Below are 17,915 nucleotides of genomic sequence, written 5' to 3'. Positions count from 1 at the left end.
GATATGTTAAAGAATAAAAAAACGGTCATTTTATTATTTGATTCATTTGGTATAGGGCAAGCACCTGATGCTGCTGATTTTGGTGATGATGGATCGGATACTTTAGGCCACATTATTGATTACTTTACTAATAATGGTATGAGTATCAAGTTACCAAATTTAGCAAAAAAAGGTTTGTTGAAAGCTGCTGAATACAATAGATGTAAAGAATTCAGTCAACAAGTTGGTAATATAGATATTATTGAAAATGCCAAGTATGGCTATTGCGCTGAGGTTAGCAAAGGTAAGGATACACCAAGTGGTCACTGGGAGCTAGCTGGTGTGCCGGTTATGTTTGATTGGTATTATTTTACAAATAAAGGTGATCAGGGCTATTTTGATAAAGAGTTTATTGATAAATGGGTTGAAAGAGCTGGACTTACAGATGGTTTTATAGATGCTGGACATGCATCAGGAACAGAAGTTCTAAAAGAGCATGGTTGCGAGAGTTGTGTTACTAAGAAGCCTATTGTATATACATCTGCGGATAGCGTTTTTCAGGTTGCTGCTCATGAAGATTATTATGGTTTAGATAAATTATTGAATATCTGCAAAATAGCTAGAGAAATTCTTGATGAGATGGGAATGAAAGTTGGTAGAGTTATTGCTCGTCCATTTATTGGGGAGTCTGCCGATGAATATACTCGTACAGGCAATCGTAAAGACTTTTCAATATTGCCACCGGCACCAACATTACTTGATAAGTTAACTAGTCAAGGTGGTAAAGTTGTTTCGATAGGTAAAATTGCTGATATTTATGCTAATCAAGGTATATCTAAGAAAGTAAAAGCAACTGGGTTAGAAGAGTTATTCGATAATACAATTAGAGAGTATGAATCAGCAAAAGAAAGTACATTAGTGTTTACAAACTTTGTTGACTTAGACTCAAGCTACGGTCATCGTAGAGATCCTAAAGGATATGGTAAGGCATTAGAGTATTTAGACTCAAGAATTCCAGACTTAGATGCTAAGCTAGATGAAGATACTATTGTTATACTGGCAGCAGATCATGGTTGTGATCCAACCGCGCCTGGCTCAGATCATACAAGAGAATGTGTGCCGTTTTTATTATGGGGTAAAAATATCGAAGCAGAGTTCATCGGTGCAAGAGATACATTCTCTGATATTGGTCAAACAATTGCCGATTATATGGGTGTTGAGCCTCTAGAGTATGGTAAGTCAATATTTGGAGCTAATAATGACAACTAAACAAAAAATAGTATCATTAATGGATTTGACTCAGTTAGGTGAGAGTGATACTGATGCTGATATTATCAAGCTATGCACAAAAGCTAAAAATTCTTTAGGTGAAGTTGCTGCAATATGTGTTTATAAACAATTTGCCCCTGTAGTTAAAAAAACTTTAGGTAGTGATTTCAAAGTTGCAACTGTAGTTAATTTCCCTAAGGGTAATGACTCAGTTGAAGATATTGTCTTAGAAGCTAAAGAAGCGATATCATTGGGAGCAGATGAGATCGATTTAGTAATTGACTATAATGAGTATATCCAAAAAGGCCATTCACAAAAATCATGTGATATGATCGAGAAAGTCAAAAATGTATGCCAAGATCGAGTCTTGAAAGTCATAATTGAATCAGGCGAATTGAATGAAGATAATTTAATTAGTAAAGTAAGCCATGATGCGATAGTAAATGGAGCCGATTTTGTTAAAACATCTACAGGTAAAACACCAAAAGGCGCAAGCTTAGGAGCCGCTAAAGTGATTCTAGAGACTATAAAAAACTCTGGATATGAGGTTGGTTTTAAAGCTTCTGGTGGTATTAGAGAAGAAGTTCAGGCTTTAGACTATATTAAGTTAGCGGAAGAAATTATGTCAAAAAAATATGTAGTAGTAGATACTTTTAGATTTGGAGTTAGTGGTTTGCTCGATAATCTTTTAAATGGGGAAGTTAGTAGTGGCTACTAGGATATTGTTTTTTATACTGGGTATTATAGTTGTTTTTATATTGGCATATATATGGAGTAGTGATAGGAAAAAAATTAGATATAAAAATCTAGTGGTTATTTTGGTTGTACAAATAGCTCTTGGTTTTTTTATGCTCGAGTCTCGGGTAGGTATAAAGGTTGTCGGTTTTATTGCTGATGGTTTTGAGAATTTACTTAATTATGCTCATGAAGGGTCAGCATTTATTTTTGGTGATCTTACTGATATGTCTAAAAATGGCTTTATCTTCTTTTTCAATGTGGGAATGCCTATTGTTCTAGTATCTTCACTGATTGGTATTTTACAATACTTCAAAATACTACCTCTTGTAATTAAGGGCATGGGTTGGATTCTATCAAAAGTTACAGGTATGGGTAAATTAGAATCATTCAATGCTATTAGCTCACTAGCAGTTGGGCAGTCAGAGAACTTTATTAACTATAAAAAAATTATTGGCCATCTTCCTTCAAATGTGTTGTATACAATGTCTGCAACGGCAATGTCTACAGTATCTTTAGCGGTGGCTGGTGCTTATATGTCATTATTAGATCCTAAGTATGTATGTGTTGCGCTGGTGATGAATATGTTTGGGACTTTCTTTGTGTTAAACATTATTAATCCTTATGAAGCCTCTGAAGAGTTTAGTTATGATAAATTGCATGAAGAGTTTGAAGAAGAGAAGCAAGGCTTCTTTGAGATGCTTGCCGAGTACATATTAGATGGTTTTAAGGTTGCAGTTATTGTTTCAGCAATGCTTATTGGTTTTATTGCTTTAATTGCGATGTTGAATGCTATATTTAGCAGTCTATTAGGTCTAAGCTTTCAAGATCTATTAGGCTATTTGTTTTATCCTATGGCTTGGATACTTGATATTAATAATAATGAGTTGCACGCTGCAGGGCAACTTATGGGTACGAAAATGGTAACTAATGAATTTGTAGCAATGCAGATGATGAGTACACAGTCACAGCAGTTTACAGAGCATACTAAAGCCGTTATATCAGTATTTCTAGTCTCATTTGCAAATTTTAGTTCAATTGGGATAATCATAGGAGCGATTCAAGCACTAAGTAAAGAGGCATCAGTTAAAGTTTCGAAGTTTAGCCTAAAAATTCTTTATGGAGCAGTGCTAGTGAGTTTTTTATCAGCATGTGTTGTTGGATTAATAGTGTAAAGGTAAGGTTGTGATCTCAAGAATTTTATTCTTCGTTCTTGGAGTTGGAGTTGTTTTTTTATTGGCCTTTATTTGTAGCTCAGATAGGAAAGCTATTAAATATCGCTCTTTATTTATAATAATGACTGTACAATTAGTGATGTGTGTGATTTTGTTAGAAACGCGCTTTGGTGTTGTCATTATGAATGGTTTTGCCAATGTTTTTGATTTTTTAATCGATAAATCTCAAGTAGGTGTAAGATTTGTTTTTGGCAATATTGACACTAATGAGAACAATGGTTTTGTTTTATTCTTAAATGTTTTGATGCCAATAGTTTTTATTTCTGCTCTTATTGGGATATTACAGTACCTTAAGATTTTACCTTTAGTTATTAGGGGTGTCGGATTTTTGTTATCCAAGGTTAGTGGCATGGGTAAGTTAGAATCATTTAATGCTGTAAGTTCAATATCACTTGGTCAAGCAGAGAGTTTCTTAGCATATAAAAATATTATTGGGCATCTATCACCAAATGTTTTGTATACAATGACAGCTACGGCAATGTCAACGGTATCTTTGTCGATATTAGGATCATATATGACTATGATAGATGCAAAATATGTATGCGTAGCAATTATTATGAATATGCTAAGCACTTTTTTTGTACTGCATATAATAAACCCTTATGATTACAAAAAAGAATCTAGTTATGAAGAGTTAGAGGTTGATTATGATACGGACAGTAAAAGAGCTTTTTTTGTAGTATTAGGAGAATACATTCTCGATGGTTTTAAAATAGCCGTTGTAGTTGCGGCAATTTTAATTGGTTTTATGGCTCTAATAGCAACACTAAATTCAGTTTTTGAAAGTATTATTAGGTATTTCATTCCAAAACTTATTAGGTTATTTGTTTTATCCGTTTGCATGGGTTCTACATATTTCTGCAAGTGAGCTTTTATTTGCTGGAAAGGTGATGGGTACGAAATTAGTATCAAATGAGTTTGTAGCGATGTTAATGGTTAAAGATAATATGGCTAATTTATCATTACATACTCAGGCGGTTATTTCTGTATTTCTAGTATCTTTTGCAAACTTTAGTTCGATCGGAATAGTTGTTGGTACAATATATTCTTTGAGTAAAAAGTCTGGAGAGATAGTTAGAGCTTTTGGTTTCAAAATGTTGTATAGAGCTACTCTAGTCAGCTTTCTATCAGCAGTGATTGTTGGATTGTTTATATAAAAAGATATGTCAAAATTTATAGTTATAGAAGGTCTTGATGGTGCTGGTAAAAGTACAGTCATTGGTTTTATTAAGAAATATTTAGACTCTAAATCTTTAGCGGCAGTATATACACGTGAACCAGGTGGTACTAAAGTGGCTGAAGAATTAAGAAGTATAGTTCTACATAATGATTATGATGAAGAGATTCATCCGGATAGTGAACTACTGATGATTTATGCTGGAAGAATACAGCATTATAGAAATCTTATAGCTCCAGCCTTAAGTAAGGGAGTTAATGTTGTATCAGATAGATTCTACTGGTCTAGTATTGCTTATCAAGGAGGAGGGCGAGAGCTTGGTTTTGATAAGTTAAATGTTCTTAACGAGACATTCTTAAAAGATTGTCAGTCTGATTTAATAATATATTTAGATATTGATCCTGCTATTGGATTGGCTAGAGCAGGTAAAGTAGGCTCTCCTGATAGAATTGAGAAAGCTGGTTTAGCATTCTTTGATAGAACAAGAGCTGTTTTCAAAAGCTTAGTAGCAGCAAATCATAATGCATATGAAATTGATGCTTCTCAGTCTATAGATGTTATCGAAAAAGAAATCTACGCCATCTTAGATAAATATTTTTAGTTTTAAATAAAAATATTTCTAGTAAAATCTCTGTTAGTTTTATTTATGTAAGAAAATACAAATTATGAATGATATTTTAAAAGAAATTGCAAAAAGAAGAACTTTTGCAATTATTTCTCACCCAGATGCTGGTAAAACAACTATTACTGAAAAAATGCTTTTATTTGGAAATGCTATTAAAACAGCAGGAACAGTAAAGGCTAAAAAAAGTGGTGTTCATGCAACATCTGACTGGATGGAGATGGAAAAAGAAAGAGGTATATCTATCACAACCTCTGTAATGCAGTTTCCTTATAACAATAAAATTGTAAATCTGCTCGATACTCCAGGACATGAGGATTTTTCGGAGGATACATATCGTACATTAACGGCTGTAGATTCAGCTGTGATGGTTGTAGATGCTGTTAAAGGTGTAGAGGATCGAACAATCAAGCTTATGAACGTTTGTCGTCTTAGAGATACACCAATAGTAACATTTATGAATAAGTTTGACCGAGATACAAGAGATCCTTTGGAGCTTCTTGATGAGGTTGAAGATATTATGAAAATTAAGTGTGCGCCGATGAATTGGCCAATAGGTATGGGTAAATTCTTTAAAGGTGTATATGACTTATATAATGATGAAGTTACTCTTTTTGAAGGAGGGCATGGTCATGAAATTAACCCTTACAAGAAAATTAAAGGCTTAGCTAATGCTAGAGATCAAATTGGTACAGATCTGTTTGATGATTTAGAAATGGAGATAGATTTAGTTCGTGGTGCTAGCTATGAATTTGATCAAGAAGCCTTTTTAAAAGGAGAGGTAACACCAGTTTACTTTGGTACAGCATTGGCAAATTTTGGTGTGAAAGAGATGATGGATGGCTTTACAACTTATGCACCAGAACCTCAGCCACGTGAGACAAATGAAAGGCTTGTAAATACAGATGAGAATAAGTTAACAGGCTTTGTCTTTAAGATACAAGCGAATATGGATGATAAGCACCGTGATAGAATAGCCTTTTTTAGAATTTGTTCTGGAAAGTATGAGAAAAGCATGAAAATCTATCATGAGCGAACTGGTAAAATGATGCAGGTTTCGAAAGCTTTAACATTTATGGCCGGCGAACGTGAGCAGGTTGAAGAAGGTTATGCTGGAGATATTATTGGTTTGCATAACTATGGTAGTATACAGATAGGTGATAGTTTTACTCAAGGAGAGAAGCTTAAATTTAAAGGCATTCCAAACTTTGCGCCTGAAATTTTCAAGAGAGTTAAGCTAAATGATCCTCTTAAGATGAAAGCTTTACAAAAGGGGTTGGTACAACTTTCCGAAGAAGGAGCTACACAAGTTTTCAAACTAATGATTTCTAATGACTTGGTTCTAGGGGCGGTTGGTGTATTACAGTTTGACGTGGTTGCACAGCGTCTTGCTTCTGAATATAACGTTAAGTGTTCTTATGAAGGTGTTAATGTTTCTTTAGCTCGCTGGATCTTTTGTAATGATGAGAAAAAACTTAATGATTTTAAGAAAAAATACGAAGTTAATTTATCATATGATGGTGCTGGGTATCTTACATATCTTGCTCCAACGGGAGTTAACTTACAGTTAGCTCAAGATAAAAATCCTGATATTATATTTAGTGCTACAAGAGAGCATTAGAATCATATACTTTTTAAGTGGAAAAAATGTGCTATAATTTTTAAGTATTTATTCATTATTCTATTAAGGTGCTAGATGTTTAAGGGTATCAATAAGGTTATTGCTGTTGGATGTGCATTAGCTATGGCAATGCCAGTTTTTGCAATGGAAATATACACAGTCAAGTCAAATGACTATCTATATAAGATAGCCAAAAGTCATTCAATAAGTGGTGTAAGTACTTCGGAATTAACAGATGCAATGAAAGGCATAAATAAGTCAGAAATTCTAGGAATTGTTGATAATAGAATTAAAATTGGTGATAAACTAGCGATTCCTACTACAAAAGGCGAAGTTGAGGATGGTCTAACTTTAACAAGAAACCAGATGATTCAAGGCTCATATAATCAGCCTTCTTCTGTGTCAACTACTCCTAAGCTTGGTGATCAAACAATGGTTTCAAGCGATACTGAGTCTGATAGTTCTTCAACTCCAAATGTATTAAGTGAAGATAAAATTCCAACTTTGATCCCTGGAGAAGAAAATACTCAGCAATCATATAAGAGTAATTTAGATAGCCAAATAAATCCAACAGATATTCAAGAAAATGAGTCTCATGAGGAAAGTTCGTTCTCGTTTTTAGGATCTTTATTTAAATTTATAGTTTATGTTGTAGTTTTAGCAGTAGTTATTATTGTTGGTAGAAGATTTTGGGAAACAAGAAGTACAAAAAAAGAGCAAGAGCTTGAAATCATATCAAGAAAGAAACGTGATCATTTGATGTCACGTATTTCTCCTGTTGTGTCAGGCAATGAGTTTTATAGCTTTCGAAGATCTCATGATAGCCCTCGGGAAGAATTTGACTTTTTCAATAATGCTAACAAGGCTAATTCTGGTGCTCAAGCAGAGGTTAATCTAGAGGATTCTGAAAATAATAATCAAGATAATTTAGATATCAATGAAGGTGATGAGTTCGCTGAAATTGCAAATGATTTATACGCGGATAGAGATAATAATATTATAGTTAAAACAGAGCGAGGAGTTGTGTTTGAAACTAGTACTGATGAATCACTTTTAAGTAATGGTGGTGATTCAGAAATTCAAGAGATAGATGCTAAAGAACAAGCTGAGCAAGAGCTACAATATGTAAATGAGCTTGTTGAGCAATTTTTAGATAGTGAAAAGTATGTTGAAGCAAGTATAACGATTCAAGATTCTTTAGAGAAAAATCCTAATAATATTGATTTGCGTTATAAGCTTTTAGAAGTTTATGCTCAAGCAGGCGACGAGATTGCTTTTGAAGGAGAGGTTCACTTTATCAAATCTAAAAATATTGTGAGCATGTTTGATCCTTTACATCAAAAAATAGCAAAGCTTAGAGATAAGTATTTTGAGTAGTCAAATTTTATAATAATTTTTTTAGAGTATAGTGATGTTTTTTAAAAAAAAGAAAGAAACTCAATCATCTTCTGAGATAGAAAGAGTTCAGGAACAAGATAATAAAAAAGGACTATTTTCAAGACTTCAATCAGGTCTATCAAAGACAGCAAGTAAGTTTGGAAGTGGCTTAAGCACCATTCTTATGGGTCAAAAGGTGGTCGATGAAGAGCTCTTAGAAGGTATCGAAATGCAACTTTTAACCTCTGATGTTGGTGTTGAAGCAACTGATGAAATTATTGAATACTTACGCGGGAAAGTTGCGAGAAATGAACTTCAAACAGCAGATAAGCTTAATGAAATAATACAAGATAAACTGACAGAAATTATTTTGCCGTGTCAGAAACCATTGCAGATTAGTCATGAAAATACTCCTTATGTAATACTTATTGTCGGTGTAAATGGTGTAGGTAAAACAACAACTATAGGTAAGCTTACCAAAAAACTACAGTCTGAAGGTAAATCAGTGATATTAGCAGCTGGAGATACTTTCCGTGCAGCAGCAGTTGAGCAGCTTCGAGAATGGGGCGATAGAAATAATACGCAAGTTGTCTATCAAAAAGAAGGAGCTGATAGCGCGTCAGTTATTTATGATGCTATAAGCTCTGCAAAATCTAGAGGTATCGACGTCGTAATAGCAGATACTGCGGGACGCTTACATAATAAAGACAATCTGATGCAAGAACTAAAAAAAGTTGTTAAGGTAATCAAAAAAGTAGATGATTCTGCGCCTCATGAAACAATGCTTGTTGTAGATGCTACGACTGGTGGTAATGCTCTTAGTCAGGCTGAGGCATTTAATGAGATTGTTAACCTAACGGGTATAACAATCACTAAACTTGATGGTACTGCAAAAGGTGGGATAGTCTTCTCAATAGCTAAGAAAATGGGATTTCCACTTAGATTTATTGGTGTTGGTGAGAAAATTGATGACTTACAAGTATTTAACGCAAAAAACTTCACAAGCGCATTATTTAGCTCTAACTCACAACAGTAGTAAGTTTAGTTATTGAAACTTCACATTAGTAGAATATTTTTTGTTAAAATATTGTTTATCTAGTTATATAAAATATTGATTTTAATGTCTAATAAAGACTTTCTTTCAGGGTTAAATCCCCAACAAAAAAAAGCGGCCTTGCTAGAGGATCGTAATTCTTTGATACTTGCTGGAGCGGGTAGTGGCAAAACAAAAGTTTTAACTTCTCGCATAGCATATCTCTGTCGTGATAAAGGAGTATCTGTAGAAAATATTCTAGCTGTAACATTTACAAACAAAGCCGCTAAAGAAATCCAACATCGAGTTGAGAAGATGCTTGGGATTTCAACTTTTGGTATGTGGATAGGTACTTTTCATGGTATTGCTCATAGGTTATTACGTAAGCATGCTCATGAATTAGGCCTAGATAAGAACTTTAGAATTCTTGATCAAGATGAGCAGGCTCAATTAATCAAAAAAGTAATTAAAAGTTTAGATCTTGATGATAAAAAGTATCTACCAAAATTATTGCAAAATTTTATTAATAAGCAAAAAGACAAGGCTGTTCGTAGTAACAAATTAACAAAGCAGTATGATATTAATTATGCTCATATCTATATTGCTTATGAAGAGAGGTTGCAGTTAGATAATGCTTTAGATTTTGCTGATTTACTTTTGTATTTATATGAGCTGTTTTCTCTTAATCAACAGCTTAGAGAATACTATCAGAGATTATTTAGATATATTTTGATAGATGAGTTTCAGGATACTAACCAAGTCCAATATATGTGGTTGAAGTTACTTGTTACAGATAATAACTATATGATGGCAGTTGGTGATGATGATCAGTCAATATATGGTTGGCGTGGTGCCGTTGTTGATAATATTCATAAATATGTCGCAGATCTAAATGATGTTGAAATTATAAAATTAGAACAAAACTATCGTTCAACGAAGAATATTCTGAAAGTAGCTAATTCTGTAATCAAAAATAATGATAATAGAATGTCAAAAGAGCTATGGTCTGCTGCTGAAGATGGCGAAAAAGTTGAAGTATATTGTGCAGTTAATGAGCGTGATGAAGCTAAATATATTATAGATAAAATTCGCCAATTACATGATACAGGAGTTAACTATTCTGATATAGCAATTTTATATCGTTCAAACTACTTGTCGCGTGTCCTTGAGGAGAGTTGTATTTATGCAAGTATACCTTATAGGATTTATGGAGGTTTTCGTTTCTTTGATCGAGCTGAAGTCAAGGACGCCTTAGCATATTTAAGATTAGCTGTTACAAGTAATGATAACTTAGCATTTGAGAGAATTATTAATACACCAACACGAGGGATTGGCAACAAAACCTTAGATACAATTAGAAATTTCTCACAGATTAATAATGTCTCATATTGGCAAGCTACTATAGATATTGTCCAAAAGGAAATTGTAACAAAAAGAACAGCATCTCTTCTATTAAAGTTTATAGAGCTTATAAATACTATTTCATCACAAATAAATGACTTAAGTTTAGATAAGCTTCTTGAAATGGTAATCAACGAAAGTGGTTTATTGGCGTCATACGAAGAGAAGGATACTGAAAAAGACCATCAAAAAATTAATAACTTAAAAGAGTTGATAAGTGCGGCTAAAGATTTTGAACCGCAGATAGAGCTACTTGATGATAATACTGATATACTACAAGACTTTTTGTCTTTTGCGGTGCTAGAAGCTGGTGAGATGCAAGCTGATGAAAATACAGATAGTGTTCAGTTAATGACAATACACGCATCAAAAGGTTTAGAGTTTCGCTATGTCTTCTTAGTGGCGGCAGAAGAAGGAGTATTTCCTCCTAACTCGATTATTAATGCTGAAGAAGCATATACTAGTGCTGAATCTAAAAAAGTTCAAGAAAAGTTGGCTGAAGAGAGACGTTTATTTTATGTGGCCATTACAAGAGCTATGAAGGCTCTAACTATTAGCTATGCTCAAGTGCGTAATATCTTTGGCAGAAGTAGTTTCCAAGTCAAATCACGCTTTCTTATGGAAATAGACTCTGAACGTATTAATGAGGGTAAACTAACTGTAGGATCTCAAAATAAACCAAAGTTAAAACAAAAATCAAATTTTGGAGTATCTCCTTTTGACTTTCTTAAGTCAAATGATACGAAAGGTAATAAGTTCAAAAAAGGAGACAAGGTGTTCCATAAAGTTTTTGGTAAAGGAATTTTTATCAAAGCACAATCTCAAGGTTCAAAAGAGTTTTATACTGTAGACTTTGGTGTAGATGTCGGTCAGAAGATTTTATTGGTAGATATTGCTAATCTTGTTAAGGTTTAAAAAATATACAATCCTAGTATGTATAATCATTGCGTTTTAAAAATTGATAGTTTAGATTGAAATAATTAACATTTTTCATATTAGATTATGTTCAAGAAGACATTAATACTCCCATCTTTGGTTAGTGTGCTTATTTTAGCTAGTTATTCAAATGATTTGGATAAAAATTCTGATCCTTATCTGGACAATCAACAAAGGATAATAATCAACTAGTTGTAAATATAGGCTCTGATATGCCATCAATTGATCCACAACAATCTTCTGATAATAGTTCGAGTAGAGTAATTGAGGATATTTTTGAAGGTTTGGTTGATTATAATCAGAAGTCAGAGGTTATTCCAACGGGGCATCTAGTTGGAAGATATCCAAAGATGGTAAGACTTATACGTTCTATCTAAGAAAGGATGCTAAATGGACTAATGGTGATCCTGTGACAGCAGATGACTATGTCTACTCATACAGAAGATCTGTAACACTAGAGACTTTAACACGTGCTTATGCTTCATATTTTAACCCGATTGTAAATGCTGTAGCTATTCAGGCAGGCAAAAAGTCTCCAGAGTCACTCGGAGTAAAAGCCCTAGATAAATATGCTCTACAGATCAAACTCACAGAACCTAATCCAACATTTTTAGACTCTCTTACTATATATGTATTTTTCCCGGTGAATAAAAAGGCAATAGATAAGTATGGTGACTCTTGGGCGGTAAAGCCTGATACAATCATAAGTAATGGCGCATATAAGCTAATAAAATGGGTGCATAATGGTTATGCTTTGGCAGAGAAGTCTCCTAATTACTGGGATGCTAAAAATGTAAGTATTGATTCGGTAAAATATCTAATAATTAATGATGTTACTAGCGATTTGGAGAATTATAAAGCTGGAGGAGAAAGTCTCACCTTATAATACACTCCCTGCTAATACAGCGGAATAGTATAAAGAAAATTTCACAAATAATCAATTTCAACCAGCACCAATGCTTTCGCAGGCTTCATTGGAGGTAAAATAGATGGGTTTATGATGAGAATTGTAGATGCTTTGTATGAGTTACCATTTTTATTTTTTGCAATATTGCTAGTCACATTATTTGGTAGAAACTTTATACTTATATTTGTTGCAATCGGTGTGGTATCTTGGCTTGATGTGGCTAGAGTTGTGCGTGGGCAAACTATTGCACTTAGACATAAAGAATTTGTTGAAGCTGCCAAAGTTAGTGATCTTACTAATCGTAAGATTGTCACTAAGCATATTATCAGAAACCTCATTGGGATTATTATTGTATATATCACTTTGACAATTCCTACAGTGCTTATGTTATCAGCTTTTTTTAAGTTTCTTAGGGCTTGGTGTGCAACCACCAATGACAGATTGGGGTGAGATGATAAGTGACGGAGCGTCATATATAACTATGGGATATTGGTGGTTATTAGTCTATCTAGCTGCTTTTTTAACTATAACACTTCTAGCTCTAAATTTCGTTGGTAATGCAATGAGACAAGCACTAGATCCAAAGAGTAAGAGATAGATAATGAAAGATTTAGCACTTCAGATTAAAGATTTAAATGTCGGATTTAAGACTGATGATGGTATATTTTCTGCTGTCAGAGATATCAGCTTTTGGAGCCTTTAACAATACATAAGGGTATGTCTCACAAAGATACAACTAAAAAAGTCCTAGAGATGTTGGATGCAGTGCAAATTCCAGATGCAAAGAATAGGCTTAAATTATATCAACATGAGTTTTCTGGGGGTATGCGCCAAAGAGTTATAATTGCTATGGTACTACTTTATTCACCTGAAATACTAATTGCTGATGAGCCTACTACAGCTCTAGATGTTACAGTTCAATGTCGGATTTTACTGTTATTGTCTAATTTGCAAAAAGAATTTCACATGTTGATGTTATTTATTACTTATGATTTGGGTGTGGTAGCTGAGATTTGTCATGATGTAATGGTTATGTATTGTGGCAATATTATGGAGCAGGGTACAGTAGATAATATCTTTGTAAATGCGTAATATCCGTATACAAAAGGTCTGCTAAATACAATGCCTAGCATTACAAGGGATGTTGATATATTACAGACTATTCCTGGTGAAACGCCAAATATTCATAATATGCCAAAAGGTTGTCCATTTGTTACAAGATGTGATTTTGCTATAGATATATGCAGAGATATTAATCCAGAATTGATGTCATATGCAGATCAACGTACAGCGTGCCATCTTGTTAAGGAGTATAAATAGAAGAATGTTCTAGAAGTCAAAAATCTCACCGTAGAATTTCCTATAAAAAACAATCACTGGCAAAATCACCCCAAAAGTTACAGCTGTAAAGGATGTCAGTTTCTATGTCAAAGAAGGCGAGATTATCGGTATAGTTGGTGAGTCTGGCTGTGGTAAGTCATCTCTATTAAGAGCCTTGATTGGGCCTAACGAGATCACTACTGGTGAGGTTATTTGGAAAGGTGAGCACCCTCTACACAAGTATAAATCACATAAACAGTGGTTAAGTGTAAGAAGGGATATTCAGATGATTTTCCAAGATCCTTTTGCTTGTCTTAATCCAAGAATGGTAGTCAGAAATATTATTGCAGAGCCTCTTATTAATTTTAATAAGAATCTGAGTAAAAAAGAAGTTGATGAAAAAGTTCTTAAAATGATGAAAAAGTTGGTCTTAATGAATCGCAGATGTATCGTTATCCACACGAGTTTTCTGGAGGTCAGTGCCAAAGGATAGGTATCGCAAGGGCATTAATTTGCGAGCCAAAGCTACTTATCTGTGATGAACCAGTTAGTGCGTTAGATGTATAAATATAAGCACAAGTTGTAAATCTTCTAAAAGAACTACAAAAAGACTTTAAACTTACGATATTATTTATTGCACACGACTTGAGTATAGTTAAGCATATTTCTGATAGATTATTTGTGATGTATCTTGGTAGTTTGGTTGAGGTGTCTCCTAAACAAAGTATTTATAATAATCCTGTGCATCTGTATACAAAAGTACTCCTAAATGTTATTCCAATTGCAGATCCACAACTAGCTAGACAACGAACAATTGAAATAGAAAAATCAGAATTACCTTCTCCTATTAATCCATCTAAAGGTTGTGCATTTCATACAAGATGTAAGATAGCTACAGATATCTGTAAGAAAGAGCATCCAAGTTTAATATCGATCAAGGACGATGTTTATGTGGCTTGTCATAATATCTAAACTTTAAGAGTAATTTTTGATTTTTTGAGCATATTTATCATGATAATAAATGCTAAAGCTAGAACAATGCCAAAAGCAATCGTTATACTTGTATTTGCACTTATATTAAAGTGATCGCCACTATCAATAGCGAGTCCAGCACTAAGTTGTCCAATTTCTATGACTAACGTTATGAGCATATTTGTGATAGTAATTCCAACCGCAGCGAAACTTGGCGGACATATTTTATTAAAGTAGTACCATACTAGAACTTGTGATGCTGAAAAAGTTCCAAATAAGAATGCTATACTAATTGCATAATTTTTGAATAATTGTGCGTTAATTAGGATAGATACTAATAAAATCCCAGCTATTGAAATAGTTATAATTTTTTTACCGCTAAATTTATTACATAGATGAGTCATTATTGGAGAGAAAATAATCCATCCAACAAAAATGGCGGTTATCATGGTTGTTGAATATATGCTATCAAAACCATAAGACTGTTTGAAATATAGTACTCCATATTGCGATGTTAAAATCACTGTAGGCGTATATAGCAGTCCTGCCCACATTGCATTTTTCCAGATTAAACTATTTTTTATTAGTTGCTTACCTCTTTTTAGTATTTCACTAAATTTGGGCATAAGAGCAGAAGAATATTTTTCATCCGAAATTATAAGCTGAAAAAATATAGCTAACGGTAAAGCTATTACACCAGAATAGATAAAAATATTTATCCAAGAAGTGTCATAGTGAGAGATAATTACACTTATGTTTTGAGAAAATGCTGCTGCAAGAGTACCTAAAGATATAACAAGACTTGTGATAATCGGGAAATACTTTGACTCAAAATTCTCTAAAGTAAGCTTCAGAACACCAATAAATGCAAATGAAGAGCCCAGTCCAACTAACAGTCTACCGAATAATGCTAACTCATATCCCCCTGAGACAAAAATAATATTACCAATCCCACAAAGAATCGTAGCACCAATTAGTACTTTTTTACTACCATACCTATCAAGTAATATTCCTGCAGGTATTTGCATCAGTAGATATGTAATATTATAACTAGACACTAAAAAAGAAAATCCAATATGAGTTGAGATATTAAAGTGTCCAACTATTTGTTCTTGATATGCGCCAGTGAGTATTCTCAAGAAGAACTCATAACAGTAAAAACTGATTCCGACAACCAGTATTAATGATAACTTAAGCTTTTGCATTGAAATTAGAATCAATAAATCATAACTTGAGTTTAACTTTTTGATTTATAAATGTCTAATTAACTTTTTTTAACATACTTTAATTTGAACGCTATTATGATAATATTAAATTTTTGAGAAGGAGGTTGTTATCTATGAAAGTTAGGATAGTTTTCACTCTATTGTTCTTAAGTTTTTTATGGGTTACTCTGATAATATGCTTGATCCAAAAACTGGTAAGTATTACATAACAGCAAATGATGCTTTTAATCGACCAAGTACTGAGCGTGGTAATGATGTGATAGATAGAGATAATGCTTCAGAGTTTCTTTCAGGTGTCTCAGATAATGCTATTGAATTTACTGATAGTCTTGTTTTTGATGCATATACTAGCTCTACTAATTTGGTAGCTTAGGGATCTATGGGAGATCTTAAAGATACTACGTTCTATACACAAGAAACCAAGCTTGTTAAAAAAATGTGGGATGATAAGTTTGAACTTTATGGCGGTACAGTGCTCGGAGCTAATCCTTATCAATTAAATAATGTTAACTCTGCTTATGATACAGGATCTAGAATAGCTGCTTTTGCAAGTAGCCGGACTGGAGCTAAATATAATGTATCTAATAATTTTGGATTACTCTTAGAGGGTCAATATAATCTAACAGGTGAAATGGCTAGTAATAAGGATATGTTTACAGGGTTTGATGGAGCTCAGTATAAAGGTTCAAAAATGTTAAAGACAGGTTTTGAGTGGAATTTTTAAATTATTTTTTTAGTGGTTTTTTGTAGAGTATTTAGTTTAGTTTAAGTTGATATTATTTTATTTACATATAAAGGCTTTTGGAGCATAATTTTCATACATTAGTTCAATGTGTATTCAAATTATGCAAAAAATTACAAGAGCCGGTTTTACGATATGGTTTATATGCGCGTTTTTTTATGCGCTTGAGTTTATAATTCGAGCTTCAGGAAATTCACTCTATAATGATTTTTCTACAACTCCATATAATTTAACAGCAGAACAAATTAGCGTACTAAGTTCGGCATTTTACTGGGCTTATGTTGCTTCACAGCTTCCAGCTGGTATTTTGCTTGATAAATTTGGAGTCAAAAAGATTATGGCAATAAGTACTTTGATATTCTCTATAGGGGTTCTTATCGCAACTATGGCTACATCTCCAGAGTATCTTATTTTATATAGAGTATTAGCTGGTATTGGCGGTGGTTTTGCTTTCTTATCTGCGCTAAAAGCGATAGCTATATGGCTTCCTAAAAGAACTTTTCCGCTATTCACGGGCGCGACTCAGATGCTTATGTATGGTGCAGGTGCTCTTACGGGGCTACCATTAGTGATTTTAACAAATCATTTTAGTATTCAAGTGATAATGTCTGGAATTCTTGTTGTTTCAATAATTATGTTCTTAAGTGTATTGTTTTTCATACCATTTAAAGAACCTCATAATCAGACTGATACTGATGAATTAGCTGACACTCATACCAAGATTGAAGATATTCCTATAGTTTTTAAGATAAAGCAAATTTTACTAAATGGATTTTTCTGTTTCACAATTTATGGTACGACAGCTATTTTTGCAGATTTATGGAGCTATAGATTCTTGAGTTTGGATGGATATCCTGAGCACTATGCTGGTTTAGCATCGTCGATGATATTTATTGGGATTGCAATTTTTAGCCCTTTATGGGGAGTTGTAGCAACGCTGTTGAACAAACAAAAAGCCTTACTTACATGGGCTTCAATTTTTGGTTTATTTATCGTTGTGGCTGTTATATATCTGCATGTTAATCCAATAATTATGTGTATATTGTGCGTGCTATGGGGTGGGATGCAAGCAGCTCACGTTCTTAATTTTACAATTTTGCGTCAACACATCAGTCCAATGTATATAGCTACTGGTATTGCTACAGTTAATTTATTTATACCTTTAAGTGGTGCTGTACTTCAGCCATTTGTTGGATATATGGTTTCATTTTTTGAAAATTATGGCTTTGGACAGTTAGAAGCTTTTAAATATTCGTTATTCATTTTGCCTATATTAATGCTTTTATCTGTATTATTATCTCTTTTTATTAAAGAGAAAAAAGCTTAGAATATCTTTTTAGGAATTTATTATTTTTTTATAAGG

Annotated in this window: 15 protein-coding genes and 4 pseudogenes; 18 read left to right on the top strand and 1 reads right to left on the bottom strand. The window is 33.4% G+C overall.

Going from position 1 to position 17,915, the window contains the following annotated elements; genetic code table 11:
- Positions 1-3: 3 nt before the first annotated feature.
- The 16 genes and pseudogenes from FNO12_RS08540 to FNO12_RS11795 all read left to right on the top strand — a co-directional run bounded on the left by FNO12_RS08540 (position 4) and on the right by FNO12_RS11795 (position 14,584).
- Positions 4-1,248: a phosphopentomutase gene (locus FNO12_RS08540; protein ID WP_014714661.1), complete on the top strand. Its 1,245-nt coding sequence runs from the start codon at positions 4-6 to the stop codon at positions 1,246-1,248.
- Positions 1,211-1,966 (top strand): deoxyribose-phosphate aldolase, encoded by a 756-nt coding sequence (gene deoC / locus FNO12_RS08535; protein ID WP_174805268.1) that lies wholly within the window; start codon positions 1,211-1,213, stop codon positions 1,964-1,966. Before FNO12_RS08540 ends, deoC begins: the two co-directional genes overlap by 38 nt.
- A complete protein-coding gene (locus FNO12_RS08530; protein ID WP_041257466.1) occupies positions 1,956-3,158 on the top strand; it encodes a NupC/NupG family nucleoside CNT transporter in 1,203 nt (400 codons plus the stop codon). Before deoC ends, FNO12_RS08530 begins: the two co-directional genes overlap by 11 nt.
- A 10-nt stretch (positions 3,159-3,168) precedes the next feature.
- Positions 3,169-4,375 (top strand): annotated as a pseudogene (locus FNO12_RS08525) (NupC/NupG family nucleoside CNT transporter).
- Positions 4,376-4,381: 6 nt separating this feature from the next.
- Positions 4,382-4,996 (top strand): dTMP kinase, encoded by a 615-nt coding sequence (gene tmk, locus FNO12_RS08520; protein WP_014714663.1) that lies wholly within the window; start codon positions 4,382-4,384, stop codon positions 4,994-4,996.
- A 64-nt stretch (positions 4,997-5,060) separates the two neighbouring features.
- On the top strand, positions 5,061-6,638 hold the full coding sequence (locus FNO12_RS08515; protein ID WP_030005766.1) for a peptide chain release factor 3: 1,578 nt from the start codon (positions 5,061-5,063) through the stop codon (positions 6,636-6,638).
- Positions 6,639-6,713: 75 nt separating this feature from the next.
- Positions 6,714-8,015 carry a LysM peptidoglycan-binding domain-containing protein gene (locus FNO12_RS08510; RefSeq protein WP_014714664.1) on the top strand — a complete coding sequence of 434 codons (1,302 nt, stop codon included), beginning with the start codon at positions 6,714-6,716 and terminating at the stop codon, positions 8,013-8,015.
- Between the two features lie 34 nt (positions 8,016-8,049).
- A complete protein-coding gene (ftsY, locus tag FNO12_RS08505; protein ID WP_030005765.1) occupies positions 8,050-9,051 on the top strand; it encodes a signal recognition particle-docking protein FtsY in 1,002 nt (333 codons plus the stop codon).
- An 84-nt stretch (positions 9,052-9,135) separates the two neighbouring features.
- Positions 9,136-11,364, top strand: coding sequence for a UvrD-helicase domain-containing protein (locus tag FNO12_RS08500; protein ID WP_030005764.1), 2,229 nt, complete (start codon positions 9,136-9,138; stop codon positions 11,362-11,364).
- A 233-nt stretch (positions 11,365-11,597) separates the two neighbouring features.
- Positions 11,598-11,762: a hypothetical protein gene (locus FNO12_RS11185; protein WP_014714667.1), complete on the top strand. Its 165-nt coding sequence runs from the start codon at positions 11,598-11,600 to the stop codon at positions 11,760-11,762.
- Positions 11,726-12,271 (top strand): ABC transporter substrate-binding protein, encoded by a 546-nt coding sequence (locus tag FNO12_RS08495; protein WP_233418152.1) that lies wholly within the window; start codon positions 11,726-11,728, stop codon positions 12,269-12,271. The genes FNO12_RS11185 and FNO12_RS08495 overlap by 37 nt, the downstream gene beginning before the upstream one ends.
- 111 nt (positions 12,272-12,382) lie before the next feature.
- Complete coding sequence (locus FNO12_RS08490; protein ID WP_231138729.1) at positions 12,383-12,742, top strand: ABC transporter permease subunit; 360 nt, start codon at positions 12,383-12,385, stop codon at positions 12,740-12,742.
- Positions 12,726-12,890, top strand: a complete 165-nt coding sequence (locus tag FNO12_RS11180; protein WP_231138728.1) for a hypothetical protein — start codon at positions 12,726-12,728, stop codon at positions 12,888-12,890. Before FNO12_RS08490 ends, FNO12_RS11180 begins: the two co-directional genes overlap by 17 nt.
- Before the next feature lie 3 nt (positions 12,891-12,893).
- Positions 12,894-13,612, top strand: a pseudogene (locus FNO12_RS08485) (ABC transporter ATP-binding protein).
- A gap of 52 nt (positions 13,613-13,664) precedes the next feature.
- A pseudogene (locus FNO12_RS11800) lies at positions 13,665-14,179 on the top strand (ATP-binding cassette domain-containing protein).
- A gap of 78 nt (positions 14,180-14,257) precedes the next feature.
- Positions 14,258-14,584, top strand: a complete 327-nt coding sequence (locus FNO12_RS11795) for an oligopeptide/dipeptide ABC transporter ATP-binding protein (protein WP_367888644.1) — start codon at positions 14,258-14,260, stop codon at positions 14,582-14,584.
- Here FNO12_RS11795 and FNO12_RS08475 read toward each other — a convergent pair.
- Entirely contained in the window at positions 14,581-15,789 is a 1,209-nt protein-coding gene (locus FNO12_RS08475; protein WP_014714669.1) for an MFS transporter, read from the bottom strand. The genes FNO12_RS11795 and FNO12_RS08475 overlap by 4 nt on opposite strands.
- A 134-nt stretch (positions 15,790-15,923) precedes the next feature.
- Here FNO12_RS08475 and FNO12_RS08470 point away from each other — a divergent pair.
- Together FNO12_RS08470 and FNO12_RS08465 are read left to right on the top strand one after the other, a co-directional pair.
- Positions 15,924-16,534, top strand: a pseudogene (locus FNO12_RS08470) (hypothetical protein).
- 121 nt (positions 16,535-16,655) lie between these two features.
- Positions 16,656-17,879 carry an MFS transporter gene (locus tag FNO12_RS08465; protein WP_014714670.1) on the top strand — a complete coding sequence of 408 codons (1,224 nt, stop codon included), beginning with the start codon at positions 16,656-16,658 and terminating at the stop codon, positions 17,877-17,879.
- The last annotated feature ends 36 nt before the right edge of the window (positions 17,880-17,915 follow it).

The organism is Francisella orientalis FNO12 (genome assembly GCF_001042525.2).
In the GTDB taxonomy this organism is placed as follows: Bacteria; Pseudomonadota; Gammaproteobacteria; order Francisellales; family Francisellaceae; genus Francisella; species Francisella orientalis.
Note: the sequence above shows the minus strand (reverse complement) of the source record. Positions and strands in the feature narration are given on the sequence as shown.

Bases quoted from the DNA above. Each gene is read 5' to 3' on its own strand.
- tmk (WP_014714663.1), top strand. From the start codon at position 4,382: ATGTCAAAATTTATAGTTATAGAAGGTCTTGATGGTGCTGGTAAAAGT.
- deoC (WP_174805268.1), top strand. From the start codon at position 1,211: ATGGTAAGTCAATATTTGGAGCTAATAATGACAACTAAACAAAAAATA.
- FNO12_RS08515 (WP_030005766.1), top strand. From the start codon at position 5,061: ATGAATGATATTTTAAAAGAAATTGCAAAAAGAAGAACTTTTGCAATT.
- FNO12_RS08490 (WP_231138729.1), top strand. From the start codon at position 12,383: ATGATGAGAATTGTAGATGCTTTGTATGAGTTACCATTTTTATTTTTT.
- ftsY (WP_030005765.1), top strand. From the start codon at position 8,050: ATGTTTTTTAAAAAAAAGAAAGAAACTCAATCATCTTCTGAGATAGAA.
- FNO12_RS08540 (WP_014714661.1), top strand. From the start codon at position 4: ATGTTAAAGAATAAAAAAACGGTCATTTTATTATTTGATTCATTTGGT.
- FNO12_RS08475 (WP_014714669.1), bottom strand. From the start codon at position 15,789: ATGCAAAAGCTTAAGTTATCATTAATACTGGTTGTCGGAATCAGTTTT.
- FNO12_RS11180 (WP_231138728.1), top strand. From the start codon at position 12,726: ATGACAGATTGGGGTGAGATGATAAGTGACGGAGCGTCATATATAACT.
- FNO12_RS08500 (WP_030005764.1), top strand. From the start codon at position 9,136: ATGTCTAATAAAGACTTTCTTTCAGGGTTAAATCCCCAACAAAAAAAA.
- FNO12_RS08465 (WP_014714670.1), top strand. From the start codon at position 16,656: ATGCAAAAAATTACAAGAGCCGGTTTTACGATATGGTTTATATGCGCG.
- FNO12_RS11185 (WP_014714667.1), top strand. From the start codon at position 11,598: ATGCCATCAATTGATCCACAACAATCTTCTGATAATAGTTCGAGTAGA.
- FNO12_RS08510 (WP_014714664.1), top strand. From the start codon at position 6,714: ATGTTTAAGGGTATCAATAAGGTTATTGCTGTTGGATGTGCATTAGCT.